The sequence below is a fragment of the Nonomuraea sediminis genome (assembly GCF_018531495.1).
In the GTDB taxonomy this organism is placed as follows: domain Bacteria; phylum Actinomycetota; class Actinomycetes; order Streptosporangiales; family Streptosporangiaceae; genus Nonomuraea; species Nonomuraea sediminis.
On the sequence record NZ_JAHDTI010000001.1, the window covers coordinates 503,947 to 519,501 of the forward strand.

General features: G+C 71.2%; 14 protein-coding genes. All 14 read right to left on the bottom strand.

Annotation, left to right across the window (positions count from 1 at the left end; all coding sequences use genetic code 11):
- Positions 1 to 63: 63 nt before the first annotated feature.
- The 14 genes from xylA to KIK09_RS02350 all read right to left on the bottom strand — a co-directional run bounded on the left by xylA (position 64) and on the right by KIK09_RS02350 (position 15,455).
- Positions 64 to 1,209: a xylose isomerase gene (gene xylA / locus KIK09_RS02285; RefSeq protein ID WP_214316913.1), complete on the bottom strand. Its 1,146-nt coding sequence runs from the start codon at positions 1,207 to 1,209 to the stop codon at positions 64 to 66.
- Positions 1,190 to 2,602 carry an alkaline phosphatase family protein gene (locus KIK09_RS02290; RefSeq protein WP_214316914.1) on the bottom strand — a complete coding sequence of 471 codons (1,413 nt, stop codon included), beginning with the start codon at positions 2,600 to 2,602 and terminating at the stop codon, positions 1,190 to 1,192. The genes xylA and KIK09_RS02290 overlap by 20 nt, the downstream gene beginning before the upstream one ends.
- Positions 2,599 to 3,726 (bottom strand): metabolite traffic protein EboE, encoded by a 1,128-nt coding sequence (gene eboE / locus KIK09_RS02295; RefSeq protein ID WP_214318001.1) that lies wholly within the window; start codon positions 3,724 to 3,726, stop codon positions 2,599 to 2,601. Before eboE ends, KIK09_RS02290 begins: the two co-directional genes overlap by 4 nt.
- A complete protein-coding gene (locus KIK09_RS02300; protein ID WP_214316915.1) occupies positions 3,726 to 4,577 on the bottom strand; it encodes a TatD family hydrolase in 852 nt (283 codons plus the stop codon). The genes eboE and KIK09_RS02300 overlap by 1 nt, the downstream gene beginning before the upstream one ends.
- A 3-nt stretch (positions 4,578 to 4,580) precedes the next feature.
- Positions 4,581 to 5,183 carry an EboA domain-containing protein gene (locus KIK09_RS02305; RefSeq protein WP_308163895.1) on the bottom strand — a complete coding sequence of 201 codons (603 nt, stop codon included), beginning with the start codon at positions 5,181 to 5,183 and terminating at the stop codon, positions 4,581 to 4,583.
- Positions 5,180 to 6,025, bottom strand: a complete 846-nt coding sequence (locus tag KIK09_RS02310) for a sugar phosphate isomerase/epimerase family protein (RefSeq protein ID WP_214316916.1) — start codon at positions 6,023 to 6,025, stop codon at positions 5,180 to 5,182. Before KIK09_RS02310 ends, KIK09_RS02305 begins: the two co-directional genes overlap by 4 nt.
- On the bottom strand, positions 6,022 to 6,891 hold the full coding sequence (locus tag KIK09_RS02315) for an SCO3242 family prenyltransferase (protein WP_308163896.1): 870 nt from the start codon (positions 6,889 to 6,891) through the stop codon (positions 6,022 to 6,024). The genes KIK09_RS02310 and KIK09_RS02315 overlap by 4 nt, the downstream gene beginning before the upstream one ends.
- Before the next feature lie 31 nt (positions 6,892 to 6,922).
- The gene (locus tag KIK09_RS02320) at positions 6,923 to 8,074 is read right to left on the bottom strand and encodes an inositol-3-phosphate synthase (protein ID WP_214316918.1); all 1,152 of its coding nucleotides are present in this window, start codon (positions 8,072 to 8,074) and stop codon (positions 6,923 to 6,925) included.
- A 61-nt stretch (positions 8,075 to 8,135) separates the two neighbouring features.
- Entirely contained in the window at positions 8,136 to 9,143 is a 1,008-nt protein-coding gene (locus tag KIK09_RS02325; protein WP_214316919.1) for a sugar phosphate isomerase/epimerase family protein, read from the bottom strand.
- Entirely contained in the window at positions 9,140 to 10,297 is a 1,158-nt protein-coding gene (locus KIK09_RS02330) for a Gfo/Idh/MocA family protein (RefSeq protein WP_214316920.1), read from the bottom strand. Before KIK09_RS02330 ends, KIK09_RS02325 begins: the two co-directional genes overlap by 4 nt.
- Positions 10,294 to 11,352 carry an ABC transporter substrate-binding protein gene (locus tag KIK09_RS02335; RefSeq protein WP_214316921.1) on the bottom strand — a complete coding sequence of 353 codons (1,059 nt, stop codon included), beginning with the start codon at positions 11,350 to 11,352 and terminating at the stop codon, positions 10,294 to 10,296. The genes KIK09_RS02330 and KIK09_RS02335 overlap by 4 nt, the downstream gene beginning before the upstream one ends.
- A 31-nt stretch (positions 11,353 to 11,383) precedes the next feature.
- Positions 11,384 to 12,403, bottom strand: a complete 1,020-nt coding sequence (locus KIK09_RS02340) for an ABC transporter permease (RefSeq protein ID WP_214316922.1) — start codon at positions 12,401 to 12,403, stop codon at positions 11,384 to 11,386.
- On the bottom strand, positions 12,400 to 13,881 hold the full coding sequence (locus KIK09_RS02345) for a sugar ABC transporter ATP-binding protein (RefSeq protein WP_250572488.1): 1,482 nt from the start codon (positions 13,879 to 13,881) through the stop codon (positions 12,400 to 12,402). The genes KIK09_RS02340 and KIK09_RS02345 overlap by 4 nt, the downstream gene beginning before the upstream one ends.
- A gap of 305 nt (positions 13,882 to 14,186) precedes the next feature.
- Positions 14,187 to 15,455, bottom strand: a complete 1,269-nt coding sequence (locus KIK09_RS02350; protein ID WP_214316924.1) for an ROK family transcriptional regulator — start codon at positions 15,453 to 15,455, stop codon at positions 14,187 to 14,189.
- Positions 15,456 to 15,555: the final 100 nt, after the last annotated feature.

Genomic DNA, 15,555 nt, shown 5'->3' on the forward strand with positions numbered 1-15,555 from the left:
GAAGGTGCCGCCCTCCGACCTACCTGACGTGACACAACTCCTTTCGTCTCCCGGGGCCGTCGCTCACCCGCGTACGCCCATCAGGTGCTCGAGGGCGAGCTGGTTGAGGTGGGTGAAGTGGTAGCCGCGGCGCGCGGCCTCCTCCACGTCGAAGTCGTCGCTCAGCAGGTCGGCCGGCGTCTCGCCGGGCGCGAGCGTGGGCTGTGCCAGGTCGTCCACCCGGGAGGCCCGCAGCGCCTCCTGCACCTCCGGGTCGGCGCGGAAGGCGCGCGCCTTCTCCTTGAGGATCAGGTACGTGCGCATGTTCGCCGCGGCGGAGTCCCAGACGTCCTGCGCGTCCTCGGTGCGCAGAGGTTTGTAGTCGAAGTGGCGCGGGCCGTCGTAGCCACCGTGCTCCAGCAGATCCACCAGGAAGAAGGCGCTCTTCAGATCCCCGTGGCCGAAGATCAGGTCCTGGTCGTATCTCGGACCGTGCTGACCGTTCAGGTCGAGGTGGAACAGCTTGCCGTGCCACAGCGCCTGCGCGGCACCGTGCACATAGTTGAGCCCGGCCATCTGCTCGTGGCCGACCTCGGGATTGAGGCCGACCATCTCGGGGTGCTCCAGCTCGTAGATGAAGGCGAGCGCGTGGCCGATCGTCGGGAGCAGGATGTCGCCTCGGGGCTCGTTCGGCTTGGGCTCGATGGCGAAGCGGATGTCGTAGCCCTGGTCGAGGACGTACCCGCAGAGGATGTCCATGGCCTCCTTGTAGCGGGCCAGGGCCGACCTGATGTCCTTGGCGGCGTCGGACTCGGCGCCCTCGCGGCCGCCCCAGCACACGTACGTCTTCGCGCCGAGCGAGACCGCGAGGTCGAGGTTGCGCAAGACCTTGCGGATGGCGTGACGGCGGATGTCGCGGTCGTTGCTGGTGAACGCGCCGTCCTTGAACACCGGGTGGGTGAACAGGTTCGTCGTGGCCATCGGCACCTTCATGCCGGTCTCGTCGAGCGCCTTGCGGAAGCCCGCGATGGCCTTGTCCCTGTCAGGCTCGACGGCGAGCAGGTCGTCGTCGTGGAAGGTGACGCCGTACGCGCCCAGCTCGGCCAGCCGGTGCACGGTCTCGACGGGGTCGAGCGGAGCACGGGTGGCGTCGCCGAACGGGTCGCGGGCCTCCCAGCCGACCGTCCAGAGGCCGAAGGCGAAGCGGTCGTCAGGGGTGGGTTCGTACATACTGGTCTCCCTCGTGTGCGGATAGGGCGAGTCGCAGGAGCAGGTCCTTGATCTCCACGGCCTCGAAGCGTTCGCGGGCCGCGGATGGGTCGGAGCAGAGCAGGACGGGGGCGTCGCCGGGGTCGGCGGCGAGCAGCCCGTGGGAGCCGCGCACGGCGCGGGCGCCGGCGTCCAGGCCGACGACGCTCATGAGGTAGCGCATGCCGAGTTTCTTGCGCAGGAGCGCCACCCCGGCCCGGCGCTTGGCCGCGGCGGGGGCGGCGGGGTCGAAGAAGAGCTCGGCGGGGTCGTAGCCGGGCTTGCGGTGGATCTCGACGATGCGCGCGAAGTCGGGCGCGCGGGCGTCGTCGAGCCAGTAGTAGTAGGTGAACCAGGCGTCGCGCTCGGCCAGGAGGACCAGCTCGCCGGAGCGGGAGTGGTCGAGACCGTGCGCTGCCTTGCCTGCCGCGTCGAGCACGTCGGCGACGCCCGGCAGGGATGCGCAGAGCGCGGCGACGGCCGGCACGTCGGCGGGGTCACGGACGTAGACGTGCGCCGTCTGATGGTCGGCCACGGCGAACGCGCGCGACGTCCACGGATCCAGGTACTCCATGCCGTCCTGCGTGTGGACCCGCAGGAACCCCTCGGCACGCAGCGTCCGGTTGACGTCGACCGGACGGGACACGTCGGTGATGCCGTATTCCGACAGGACCACCACGGTCCTGCCCTGCTCCGCGGCGGCGTCCAGCAGGGGCGCGAGGACGGTGTCGAGCTCGGCTGCCGCCGCGGCGGAGCGCGGGTCCGACGGGCCGTACCGCTGCAGGTCGTAGTCGAGGTGGGGGACGTAGGCCAGGGTGAGGTCCGGATCGCGGGTGGCCATGACGTGCTCGGTGGCCCGGCAGATCCAGGCCGACGAGGCGATGCCCGCGCCGGGCCCCCAGTAGCTGAACAGGGGGAACGTCCCCAGAGCGGCGGTGAGCTCGTCGTGCAGCTCCGGCGGGTCGGTGTAGCAGTCGGGATCCTTGCGGCCGTCCGCGTGGTAGATCGGCCGGGGCGTGACCGTCCAGTCGACGTCGGCGCCCATGGCGTACCACCAGCACACGTTGGCCACGGTGTAGCCCGGCCGGGCGCGCCGGGCGGCCTGCCACAGCTTCTCGCCGCCGACGAGCGCGTTGTGCTGGCGCCAGAGCAGGACCTCGCCGAGATCGCGGAAGTACCAGCCGTTGCCGACGACGCCGTGCCCGGACGGCGGTAGGCCGGTGAGGAAGGTCGACTGCACCGGGCAGGTGACGGCGGGCAGGACGGTGCCGAGTTCCGCCTGGAAGCCCGCTGAGGCGACGGCACGCAGCCGCGGCATGTGCGCCAGCAGCCTCGGGGTCAGCCCCACCACGTCCAGGACCAGTAGCGATGTCATGCCTTCACTCCCAGATCGCGTAGCTCGGCACGGGCGAAGTCCAGCTCGTCGGCGATGCCGGCGGCGAGTTGTCCGGGGGTGTGCGGGCGCAGTGCGGGCGGCAGCACCTCCCACGTGTAGGTCTCCACGTCGAAGTGGTCGCACAGCGGCCGCGGCCCGCCGACCAGTTCCTTGAGCGCCTCGCGGAGCACGGGGATGGTGGTGGCCAGCGGCGCGACCGGCTCGACGTGCAGCGGCACGTGGTAGTGGACGCGCAACGGCCCGGGGAGGTCCCGGTCGAGCGCCTCGTCGAGGTCGTCGGCGGCCTGCCCACCGGAGGTGCGGGTCTGGTGCAGGAAGCGCGGCTCGACGTACTCGCGCAGTGCGTTCGGGCTGGTGCTCTCCAGGGCGGCCGAGAGCTGGACCTTCACGATCGGCAGGCCGGCCGCGCTGAAGGCGGCCAGGGCGTCGGCGGGGTGTTCCCAGGCGCAGGCCAGGTGGGCGAGATCCAGGCAGACGCCGAGCCGATCGGTGTCGGCGTCGGCCAGCCGGGCGATCGCCTGCTCGGTGGTCTCCACGACGCAGCCTGGTTCGGGCTCGAAGCCCACCCGCACGGTCCGGCCGGTGACCGACTCGACGGCGGCCAGGCCGGCCGCCAGCTCGTCGATCCGGCGCGCGGCCATATCCGCCATGGCGGCGTTCCATGGCTCGCGCCAGCCGAAGGGCAGGGTGGAGACCGACCCCCGTGCCGCGTCGTCGGGCAGCAGGTCTGCCAGGACGCGCGCCAGGTCGAGCGTGTACGACAGCCGGGCGCGGGTCGTCCAGTCGGGATGGTAGACCGCGTGCTTGACCACCGGGTCGTGGAAGGAGCGGTAGGGGAAGCCGTTGAGCGTCACCACCTCCAGACCTCGCGCGGTCAGCTCCCGGCGGAGCCTGCCCCGGAGCGCGGCGTCGGCGGCGAGGGCGGCGGCGACGGGAGCGGCGAGCCAGAGCCCGAGCCCCAGGACGTCCGTGCCGAGCCGGGCGCGGATCGGCGTCGCGTACGTGTCGAACTGGGCGATGACGCCGTCGAGGTCCTCGGCGGGGTGCACGTTGGTGCAGTAGCTGAGGTGGAGCGGCGTTCCCGAGGGGTGGTGCAGCCGCATCATGAGCCTCCGCGTCTGATGGAGCTGCCGGCGAAGGTCGGCTCGGCGGCGCCGGTGACGGCCAGATCGAGGCGGCCGGACTGGCCGTAGAACTCGACCGGGTTGCGCCACAGCACGCGGTCGACGTCGTCCTCGGTGAAACCGGCGGCCAGCATCGCCATGCCGGTCTCCAGCGTGAGGAGCGGGTCGGAGACGCCCCAGTCGGCGGCCGAGTTGATCAGCATCCTGTCCAGGCCGTACCGGCGCAGGATCTCCACCATGCGCGGTGGCGACATCTTGGTCTCCGGGTAGATGGAGAAGCCCATCCAGCAGCCGGAGCCGTGCACGAGGCCGACGGTGACCTCGTTGAGGTGGTCGATGGCGACTCGTCCGGACGCGATGCCGGAGGCCGCTACGACGTCGAGACTGCGCCGGGTTCCGCGGGCCTTGTCACGGTGGGGGGTATGCACGAGGGCCGGCAGGTCGTGCTCGACGGCCAGGGCGAGTTGCCGTTCGAAGGCGTCGTCCTCCTCGGGTGTGATCGAGTCGTAGCCGATCTCGCCGACCGCGACGACGCGGTCCTTGTCCAGGTAGCGCGGGAGCAGGTCCAGGACAGGGCGGCATCGTGGGTCGTTGGCCTCCTTCGGGTTCAGCGCGATGGCGGCGTGGTGGACGACGCCGAACTGCGCGGCCCGGTACGGTTCCCAGCCGACGAGCGAGTCGAAGTAGTCGGTGAACGATCCCGCGTTGGTGCGGGGCTGGCCCGTCCAGAACGCCGGCTCCACGACGGCCTGGACTCCGGCGTCGGCCATGCGGGCGTAGTCGTCGGTGGTGCGCGAGGTCATGTGGATGTGCGGGTCGAAGATGCGCATCGGTCAGGGCTCCTTGCGAGTGAGGCGGTGCAGCAGCGCGACAGCGTCACCGGGTGTGGCTCGGCCGGCCGCGGCACGTTCGTCGGCGAAGGCGGCCAGCATGACGCCCAGCTCGGGGTCGGCCCGCTCATCGAGACCGTCCACGACGGCCAGCGGAACGCCCATGAACACGCACTTGAGCACCGCCTGCCGCCATGCGGCCTGGTCGAGGTGGCGGGCGCACGGGCCGAGCGCGGCGGCTACCAGGCGGGCGTCGTTGGTGCGGATCGCGTCGTGCAGCAGCGGCAGCGCCGCCGTGCCGAGGTCGAGCATGGGCAGCGCCTTGAGCACTGCTCGCTTCTCGTCGGCGTCGCCGTACCGGTAAAGCTCGCAGATCGCGGCGGCGCGGTCCGGGGGAAGCGCGGCCAGCAGCAGCGCTCGTGCGGCCTCATCGGCCGTCCAACCCGGCGCGCCCGGCAGCGGCTCCCGTCCGGCTTGCCGTCCCGCTGCGGGGAAGGACCGCCTGACGGTCTCGGGACGTTCGGCCGCGGCGGCGAGCATGGCTTCCAGCGAGGCCGCCCCCGGCGTCTCGCGCAACGCGGCTCGCAGTCGCTCAGGTGTCGTCACGATCCGCCTCCCCCGGCCTGCTCCGCCGCGCGGAGGAATCCGATCGAGCGGGCGGCCACGTCCGGGGCCGCGTGCGCGTGGCGGGGCAGTTCGACGGCCACCAGGCCCCGGTATCCGGCGTCGGCGAGCGCGCGCAGCACCGGCGGGAAGTCGATCTCGCCCTCGCCGAACTCCAGGTGCTCGTGCGCGCCGCGGCGCATGTCGTCGATCTGGACGTTCACCAGGAAATCCGCGACGGACGTGACACAGGCGGGCACCGGGTCCGGCTCGTTGCAGCGGCAGTGGCCGATGTCCAGGGTGATGCCGAAGCCTTCCGGCTCGCCGAGCGCCTGGTGCAGCGCGCGCCAGCCGGCGATGGTCTCGACGAGCATTCCGGGTTCGGGTTCGAATCCCAGCGGCACGCCGACGCGCCGGGCTGTCTCCAGCACCTGCGCGCATCCGTCCACGAGCCTGCTCCAGGCGAGGGACGGCTCCGTGTGTTCGGGGCGCACTCCGGACCAGAACGACATCGCCTCGGCGCCCAGGTCGGCGGCGATGGCGACGGCCCGGCGCAGGAAGTCCAGCCGCGTGTCCCGGTCGTCGTGGAGAAGGGTCGGGGCGTGCTTACGCCGGGGGTCGAGCAGATAGCGGGCGCCGGTCTCGACGACCACGGCCAGGCCGAGGGTGCGCAGGCGATCGGCGAGCTTCGCCACGCGCGGGACCAGGCCGTCGGCGTAGGGGTCGAGGTGATGGTGATCGAGGGTGAGCGCCACTCCGGCATAGCCGAGCTCGGCGATGACCTCGAGGGCGTCGGGCAGGCGGTGGTTGGTGAAGCCGTTGGTGCCGTAGCCGAATCTGATCATGTCGGTGACAGCTTTCTGATCAGGCGGCGGGCGAGCGGAACCGCCGTGGCCAGGACGAGACCGGTGCGGGTGGCCCCGCTCCGCGCGGCGAGGGCGCCCTGGAGTGCGGGCAGGGCGACGATGCCGGAGGCGACCGCGGCACGGACGCGTCCGGCGGAGGGCTCCGCGAAGGCTCGCGCCTGGGAGACGCCGAACTCGGCGGCGTACCAGGCCGCGAGCACCGTGTGAGCCGCGCGGGCCGACGCGTCGGCGCGTCGGGCTCCGGGACCGGCGGTAGCGGCCGCGAGCGCGAGTGTGCCCGTCAGGGTGGCGGCGGGGAGGCGGCGGTCCGTGCCGGAGACCTCTGCGCGGGACAAGGTGGTCAGGAGGTAGGTGTGGATGGCGATCGTGAGAGCGGATGGGAGCGCGGCGACCATCGAACGGCTGGGCGCGGCCCCGAGCAGTACGTCGAGGCCGCGGCACAAGGCCATCGCCGTCGGCCCCGCGGGGGTGTTCTTGGCGAGGAGGTCGTACGCCCAGACGGCGGCGGCCAGGGGCACGGCGACGGTCAGGGCGCGGCGTCCGCCGACGAGCCCTGCCACGGCGACGCCCGCCGTCGTGAGGCTGGCGGCCACCGCGAGGGCGGCACCTGGAGACACCCGGCCTGAGGGTATGGGCCGTTCAGGGCGTTCGACCTCGTCGAGGCGGCGGTCCGCCCAGTCGTTGGCGGCCATGCCCGCCCAGTACAGGCAGACCGAAGAGCAGGCCAGGCCCAAGGTCCGGCCGTTGAGTGCCTGTCCGGCGGTGGCACCGGCGATCACGTCGCCGGGTACGGACAGCGCGGCCGGCGCCCGGACGAGTTCGAGCAGGTCCCGCAGCGCCGTCACCGCCGCACCCCCGGCGCGCCGTACTGGAGCGTCATCGCGCGGCGCCCGGCGCGTCGAGAGCGGCGACGAGGTCGTGAAGCGCCTGCCATTGGGCGGCCAGGCCATGCGGGACCCGGCCGATGGGGTCCTTGAAGAAGAAGGCCAGTTCGGTGAGCGGGCCGGTCCGCCCGGCACGGTGGGCGGCGGCGGCCAGCCGCGCCAGGTCGAGGACCAGCGGGGCGGCCAGGGCGGAGTCGCATCCGTGCCAGGTGAACTCCATGCGCATGCGGGTGCCGAGGAAGCCCTCGAAGGTGATCAGGTCCCAGGCGGTCTTGAAGTCACCGAGGTCTTCCAGGTAGTCGATGCGGGTGTCACCCTGCGGGGCGTAGCCCAGCGTCTCCGCGAGCACGCGCTGCTTGCTCGCGGCCTTGGCCGCGTTGGCGTCCGGCAGTGAGAGGTTGGCGCCGTCGCCGCCGCCCAGCAGGTTGACCCCTGACCAGGTGCGTACTGTCAGGTTGCGCTGGGCGAACATCGGAGCGAGCACCGACTTGACCAGCGTCTCCCCCGTCTTGCCGTCGTGCCCGGCGTACGGCAGGCCCTGCTCCCGGGCCAGCCGGTCGAGCGCGGGCAGGCGGGCGCCGGTCGATGGGGTGAAGTCGACGTATGGACAGCCGGCGAGCAGGGCGGCGTAGGCGGCCAGCGCGCTCGGCGGCAGGACGGGTTCCGGTCCGGCGAGCGCGGCACGAAGCGCGTCGAGATCGGCGTGGGCGGGGTGGTCTCGTGGAGCGGGCTCCGTGGACGACACGTTGATCACGACGACGCGGTCCAGGCCGTGCCTGAGCCGGAAGCTGTCGAGGTCGGCGCCGAGCGCGCCGGCCGCCTCGGCCTGGGTGGCGGCGGCCGGGAGCGGCCGTACGTCCTGCTCGATCGCGAGCAGCTCGCCGCGTACGGCATCGGCCAGCGCCGCCGGGACGACTCCCGCCTCCCCCAGCGCTTCGGCCTTCTTCTCCAGCCGGACCGAGGAGACGTCATGGCCGCCGAAGACCAGGTCACCGATGTCGGGCCGGACACGGCCGCGCAGTTCGGCCGACTCCAGGACGCACCCGGTCGGCGCGGCCAGGCCGGCCCGTACCGCGAGCGCTCCGATCATGCTGGTGACGGCGACCGAGCCCCGCGCGCCTATCAGCCATACTCCCGTGCTCATCTGATCTCCTTCACGAGGGGGGTGCCCGACGGGCGGCCGCCGGCAGCCGCCCGCGGCGAGTTCATTCGGCGGAGAAGGCGGCGTCGAACGCCGAGGAGGGCGGGGTGATCGCGTTGTAGGCGCGGATGAGCGCCAGCGCGTCCGGCGCGCCGTGCAGCCGGTCCATCCCCGCGTCCTCCCACTCGATGGAGATCGGGCCGTCGTAGCCGATCGCGTTGAGCGCGCGGAAGCAGTCCTCCCACGGCACGTCCCCTCGCCCGGTGGACACGAAGTCCCAGCCCCGGCGCAGATCGGCCCAGGGCAGGTGCGACGAGAGCCGTCCGCGGCGACCGTCGCCCACGCGCACCTTGGCGTCCTTGCAGTCCACGTGATAGATCCGGTCGGCGAAGTCGAGGATGAAGCCGGCCGGGTCGATCTCCTGCCACACCATGTGCGAGGGGTCCCAGTTCAGGCCGAAGGCCGGCCGGTGGCCGATCGCTTCCAGGGTGCGGACCGTGGTGTGGTAGTCGTAGGCGATCTCACTCGGGTGCACCTCGTGGGCGAAGCGGACGCCGACCTCGTCGAAGACGTCCAGGATCGGGTTCCACCGGTCGGCGAAGTCCTGGTATCCGGCCTCGATCATCGACGTCGGGACCGGCGGGAACATCGCCACGGTGTGCCAGATGGAGGATCCGGTGAACCCGACCACGGTGGAGACGCCGAGCTTCGCGGCGGCGCGGGCGGTGTCCTTCATCTCCTCGGCCGCGCGCCCGCGCACGCCCTCGGGCTCGCCGTCGCCCCAGATGCGGGCGGGCAGGATGCCCTTGTGCCGCTCGTCGACGGGGTTGTCGCAGACGGACTGCCCGACCAGATGGTTGGAGATCGTCCACACCTTGAGGTTGTGCTTGGCCAGCAGCTCCAGCTTGCGACCGACGTACGAGTCGTCGGACAGTGCCTTGTCCACCTCGAAGTGGTCGCCCCAGCAGGCGATCTCCAGGCCGTCGTAGCCCCACTCCGAGGCCAGGCGGCACACCTCCTCGAACGGCAGGTCGGCCCACTGGCCAGTGAACAGCGTGATCGGCCTGGTCATGCGTCCTCCGTAGGGGTCAGCCGGCTCCCGTGAGCCGCGCTATCCTCGACCGCCTCCAGCACGCGCTGCACCCGCAGGCCGTCGTCGAAGGACGGCTCGGGGGCGATGCCTGTGGCGATCGCTTCCAGGAAGTCCTTCACCTCGTGCGTGAAGGCGTGCTCGTAGCCGAGGCCGTGACCGGGCGGCCACCACGCGCCGGCGTACGGGTGGTCGGGCTCGGTGACGAGGATGCGCCGGAATCCACCTGTGCCCTCGCAGAACCACAGCTCGTTCATCGACTCGAAGTCGAAGGCCAGACTGCCCAGCGCGCCGTTGACCTCGATGCGGAGCGCGTTCTTGCGGCCGGTGGCGAAGCGGGTGGCCTCGAAGGAGGCCAGTCCGCCGCCCGACATCCGGCCGATGAACAGCGCGGCGTCGTCCACGGTGACCGGTCCCCTGCCGCTGCCGCCTCCGGCGGTCAGCCCCGAGGAGCTGCCGGCCAGGGGGCGTTCCTTGATGAAGGTCTCGGTCAGCGCCGCCACCTCGGTCAGGCGCTCGCCGGTGATGAACTGGGCGGTGTCGATGATGTGCGCGCCGATGTCACCCAGTGCGCCGGAGCCCGCCCTGTCGCTCTGCAACCGCCACACGAGTGGGAACTCCGGGTCGACGATCCAGTCCTGCAGGTACTGGGCACGTACGTGCCTGATCTCGCCGAGCCTGCCCTCCTCGACGTAGCGCCGGGCGAGCGCGATGGCGGGCACCCTGCGGTAGCTGAACGCCGTCATCGCGTGCACGCCGCGCGCGGCTGCCGTACGGGCGGCGGCAGCCATGGCTTCGGCCTCCGCGACGGTGTTGGCCAGCGGCTTCTCGCAGATGACGTGCTTGCCGGCCGCCAACGCGGCGATGGCGATCTCGGCGTGGCTGTCGCCGGGGGTGCAGATGTCGACGATCTGCACGTCGTCCCGCTCGATCAGGCGCTTCCAGTCGGTCTCCGTGGCGGCCCAGCCCAGACGGTCCGCGGCCTGCGCGGTGGCCTCGGCGGACCTGCCGCACAGCGCCGCCATGGCGGGCCGCAGCGGCACGTCGAAGAAGGCCGCGACGTTGCGCCACGCCTGGGAGTGGACGCGCCCCATGAACGCGTACCCGACCATCCCGACCCCGATGCGCGCGCTCATGATTCGAACCCGAGAGGCAGGTACTGTGCGGCATTGTCCTTGGTCACCGTCTCCGAGGCCAGCGTGATGGACTGCGGCACCTGCTTCTCCAGCAGGTCGCTCATGCCCCTGCCCTGGGCGATCAGGCGAGCCAGCTTGATCGCGGACGCGGCCATGGTGGGGCTGTAGGTGACGGTGGCCTTCAGCACGCCGGAGTCGGCCTGGATGTCACGCATCGCGTTGGCCGAGCCGGCTCCGCCCACCATGAAGAACTCGCTGCGCTCGGCCTCCTTGATCGCGGCCAGCACGCCGATGCCCTGGTCGTCGTCGTGGTTCCAGATCGCGTCGATCTTCTTGTGTGCCTGCAGCAGGTTGGTGGCGACCTTGGTGCCCGACTCGACGGTGAACTGGGCGTCCTGCCGGGCGGTCACCTTGTAGCCGTAGGTCTTGAGCGCGTCGTCGAAGCCTTTGCTGCGGTCCTGCGTCAGGGGCAGGGTGGCGATGCCCTGGATCTCCAGGATCACCGGATCGGACACGCCCTTGTCCTTGAGCCGCTTGCCGATGAAGTGTCCGGCCGCGACACCCATGCCGTAGTTGTCGCCACCGATCCAGGTCCGGTACGACAGCTTGTCGGGGAAGACCCGATCGAGGTTGATCACGGGGATGCCGGCGTCGGTGGCCTGGCGGGCGATCTGGTTGAGCTGCTGGCCGTCGTTGGGCAGGATCACCAGCGCGCTCACCTTGGCCGCGATCAGCGACTCGACGGCGCTGATCTGGGCGTTGATGTCGTTGGTCGGCTCCACCGGTTTGAACTCCACGTCGGAGTACTGCTTGGCGGCGTCCTCGGCGTTCTTGGCGATGGCGGCGATCCAGCCGTGGTCGGCGGCCGGAGCCGAGAAGCCGATGACGACCTTCTCGCCGGGCGCGTCGTTACCCGCGGTGGCCGCGGGGGCGGGCGCGGCGGCGCTGCTCGGCGTGCCGGCCGGCTGGTTGCTGGTGCACGCGCTCACCAGGGCGCCGGCACCGATGACGGCGCCGCTGAAGAGGAATCCCCGGCGTGGCACAGAATCGGACATGAGAATTTCTCCTTGCGAGGGGGGTGACGGGTCAGACGGGTGATCGCAGGGAGCGCCGCTGGAGCAGCACGGCCGCCACGATGATCAGGCCCTTGGCGATCAGCTGGTCGCTGGTGTTGAGCCCGTTGAGGATGAACAGATTGGTGATCACGGTGAAGATCAGCAGGCCGAGGATCGAGCCGATGATCGTGCCGCGCCCGCCGGTGAGGAGCGTGCCGCCGATGATCACGGCGGCGATGGCGTCCAGCTCGTACAGGTCGCCGTGGGTGGACGAGCCTGTGGTCGTCCTGGCCATGATGAGCACCGCGGCGATGCCGCAGCACAGGCCTGACAGCGCGTACAGCAGCACCGTGTGGCGCCGGACGTCGATGCCTGCCAGGCGGGCCGCCTCGGGATTGCCGCCGACCGCGTACGTGCGGCGGCCGAACGTGGTCCGGTTGAGCAGCACCCAGCCCAGCACCACCACGATCGCGAAGATGTACACCAGCACGGGGATGCCGAGCAGCCGGGTCGTCGACAGGTCCACGATCGCCTGGTTGCCCTGCTGCACGAGCTGGGTCTTGCGGTCGGACATCCGCTGGGCCAGGCCTCGGGCGGCCACCAGCATCGCCAGCGTGGCGATGAACGGCACCAGCCGCCCGTACGCGATGAGCAGGCCGTTGACCAGCCCGGCCCCGGTGCCCACGAGCACGGCGCAGACGATCATCATGAACGGGCCGTAGGACTGGGTCGCCAGCGTGGTCGCCCAGACTGAGGCCAGTGCCATGACCGCGCCGACCGACAGGTCGATGCCGCCGCCGATGATCACGAAGGTGGCGCCGACCGTGATGACGCCGATCGTGGCGGCCAGGGACAGGATGCTCACCAGGTTGGAGACGGTGGCGAAGGTGTCGGGTGTCGTCGCCAGCCCCACGGCGGACAGCAGCACCAGCGCGATGATCAGTCCCAGGTGGGGAATCGCTGTCAGCCTGGTCCGCAGTGTCCCGGCTGTGCCCGTCTGGGCGGGGACGGTGCTCTGCCCGCTCACCGCGGGCGCCGAAGGCTCGCTCATGCCGGGGCCCCTTCCATGATCATGTCGAGAATGTCGTGTTCGTCGAGGTCACTGGCGTCGCTCTCCTTCACGAGGCGGCCCTTGCTGATGACGAGCACCCGGTCGGCCAGCCCGAGCACCTCGGGCACCTCGCTGGAGACCAGCAGCACTCCGACGCCTTCGTCGGCCAGCCGGCGCACCACGGCGTAGAGCTCGGCCCTGGCGCCCACGTCCACCCCCCTCGTGGGCTCGTCAAGCAGCAGGAGCTTGCGGCCGTTGACCAGCCAGCGGGCCAGCACGGCCTTCTGCTGGTTGCCGCCGGACAAGGTGCCGACCGGCCGGTCGGGGTCCGGAGGCCGGATGTCCAGCGCCCGCACCATGGCTCGGGCGTCCTCGGCCTCGCGGCGCCGGTCCATCCAGCTGAACCTGGAGTAGCGGCCCAGGCTGGCCAGCGAGATGTTGCGCGTGACGCTCTCGCCCAGCAGCAGCGCCTGGGCCTTGCGCTCCTCGGGAGCCAGACCCATGCCCAGCCGCACCGCGCCCGTCGTGCCGCGGCGGCGCGGGACGGGACGGCTCTCCAGGAAAACGCGGCCGGAGAAGCGGCGCGCCCCGTAGACCGCCTCGATGATCTCTGAGCGGCCCGAACCGACCAGGCCCGCCAGCCCCACGATCTCGCCGGCCCGCACCGAGAACGACAGGTCCCGGACCCGGCCGGGCACCGTCAGGCCCTCGACGCGCAGCACCTCCTCCCCCGGTTCGCGCGACACCCGGGGCGGGAATACGTACTCGACGCTACGGCCGGTCATCAGAGAGACCACCTGGGACGTCGACGTCTGCTCGGCCGGAAGCCCCACCGCGACCGTGCGGCCGTCCTTGAGCACCGTGACGCGGTCGCCGATCTCGCGGATCTCCTCCAGCCGGTGCGAGATGTAGATCACCGCCACGCCCTGCGACGTCAGCTCCCTGATGATGCGGAACAGGTTGCCGACCTCATCGTGCGCGAGAGCGGCCGACGGCTCGTCCATCACGATCAGCCGGGTGTCGTGGGAGAGCGCCCGAGCCATGCTCACCACCTGCTTGGCCGCGGGCGAGAGCCGGCCCACCTCGGTGGTCGGGCGGATCTCGCCGTGTCCCAGCCTGGCCAGCAGTTCGCGGGTGGCCCGGTTGGCCTCACGCTGGTGGACGAATCCGAGCCTCGCGGGCTCGTGGCCGAGGAAGATGTTCTCGGCCACGCTGAGCCCGTCCACCAGGTCGAGCTCCTGGTAGATGGTGGAGATGCCGAGCTGGATCGCGGCCGTCGGGCTGGTCAGCCGGACTTCCTTGCCGCCGAAACTGATGCTGCCCTCGTCGGGCTGGTGCGCCCCTGCCAGGGTCTTGATGAGTGTGGACTTGCCCGCGCCGTTCTGGCCGAGCAGGCAGTGCACCTCCCCGGCACGGACGTCGAGGTCGACACCGTCCAGGGCGCGCACACCGGGGAACTGCTTGACGATTCCTCGCATGACGAGGAGGGACGCCGAGTCGGAAGATGACCGCGGCATAGGGGCCTCCTGGGGGTGTGGGGCAGGCCGAGGGGTTGGGCCCCGTCCGTCTGAGCGGCGCCGGCGGCACTGCCGCGACGCACCGAGGTCGGCGTTAACGAATGCCTACGCGGCTCCGGACAGCCGGACAGACGGACGGGACGTTCAGCGGAGGGATCCCGCCTGCCTTCCTGGGCGGGAAGGGCGCGAGGCGTGGCTCCGGGCGGGAGGGTTCAGGCGGGTGCGAGGTCGGGGAGGCGGGATCTCATCGTTGTTCCATCCAGGGTTCACGGCTGAGTGATGGCGATGGTGGTGGGGTCGGTGAGCACGCGTTCGATGACGACACCTGCCGCCCCCCGCGAGGCAGCGCCGAAACCGAGATCGGAGGGGACGAACCTGCAGCGCTGTGTGGCAGCGGCCATGCCGAGGCGCTCCATTTCCGCCTGGGCGACAGGGATGAGCCGGTCGGCGAGCCTGGCGAAATATCCGCCCAGCACGATCACCCGTGGGTTGAACAGGTTGACCAGCAAGGCGGAGCCGCGGCCGAGCCACCGGCCTACTTCGGTGACGGCCGCGTCGACCCGAGGATCCCCGTCGGCCCGCCGCTGCTCGATGTCGGCGAGCCGTTCCTCCGGATCACGGAGGACGTGTTGGCTCGTTCCGTAGGCGTGGTCGGGAGTGGCCATGCGAACCAGCGCGGCGAGCCCCACCTTGGTCTCCCAGCAGCCGATGCGGCCGCAGCCGCACCGGTCGCCTTCGGGGTCGACCACCATGTGGCCCACCTCGCCCGCGAACCCGTCGGCGCCGTTCAGCAGTCTGCCGCCGGAGATCACGCCGCCGCCGACGCCCACCTCACCGGTGAGGTAGACCATGTCGGATGTCCCCGCGGCGACACCGGAGGTGTACTCGGCCAGCGCGGCGAGGTTGGCCTCGTTGTCCACCGCTATGGGTACGGTCCGCGGGATGCCGGCGCGCGACAGCCGCTCAGCCACTGCCACCTCGTGCCAGCCCAGATTCGGGGCGAAGACGACGGTGCCCGTGGTCGTGTCGATCAGACCGGGGACGGCCACCGTGATCCCCGCCAGTACGACCCCGAGCCGGTCGAGGTCGGCCATGGCGCGTTCGACCGCCCGGGTCAGCTCGTCCAGCGAGCGTTCCGGGCCGGATCCCATGGCGTCGAAGCCGATGCGCCGGTCGATGAGCACCCTGCCGGCCAGGTCGGTGACGAAGGCGGCGATGTAGTCGACGTTGACTTCCACGCCCAGAGCGCCCACCCGCGAGCCGTCGAGGACGAGCGCGAGGCCCGGCCGACCGACAGAGCCCGCGTACTGCGGCCCCGCTTCCTTGACGAGTCCGCGCGCTTGCAGCTCGCTCACCAGGCTGGTGACGGTGGTTTTGTTCAAGCCCGTCTCGACGGCGACGGTCGAGCGGGCGCAGGGGCCGTGATCGCTCACGTGCCGCAGGACCAGGGCAAGGTTGGAGCGGCGCACGCTGGCCTGGTCCGCGGGGGTTCCCGCGGATCTGGTGCGACTCGTCGTGTCCGTGCTGCGGTTCACGCCACACTCCAATTAGTTTGGATGGCTGGCCAAATTAAAGGCATCTCCTCCGGATCAAGGCAAGTGAAGCGGATGTAACGTTTCGGAAACGCAAACTGAC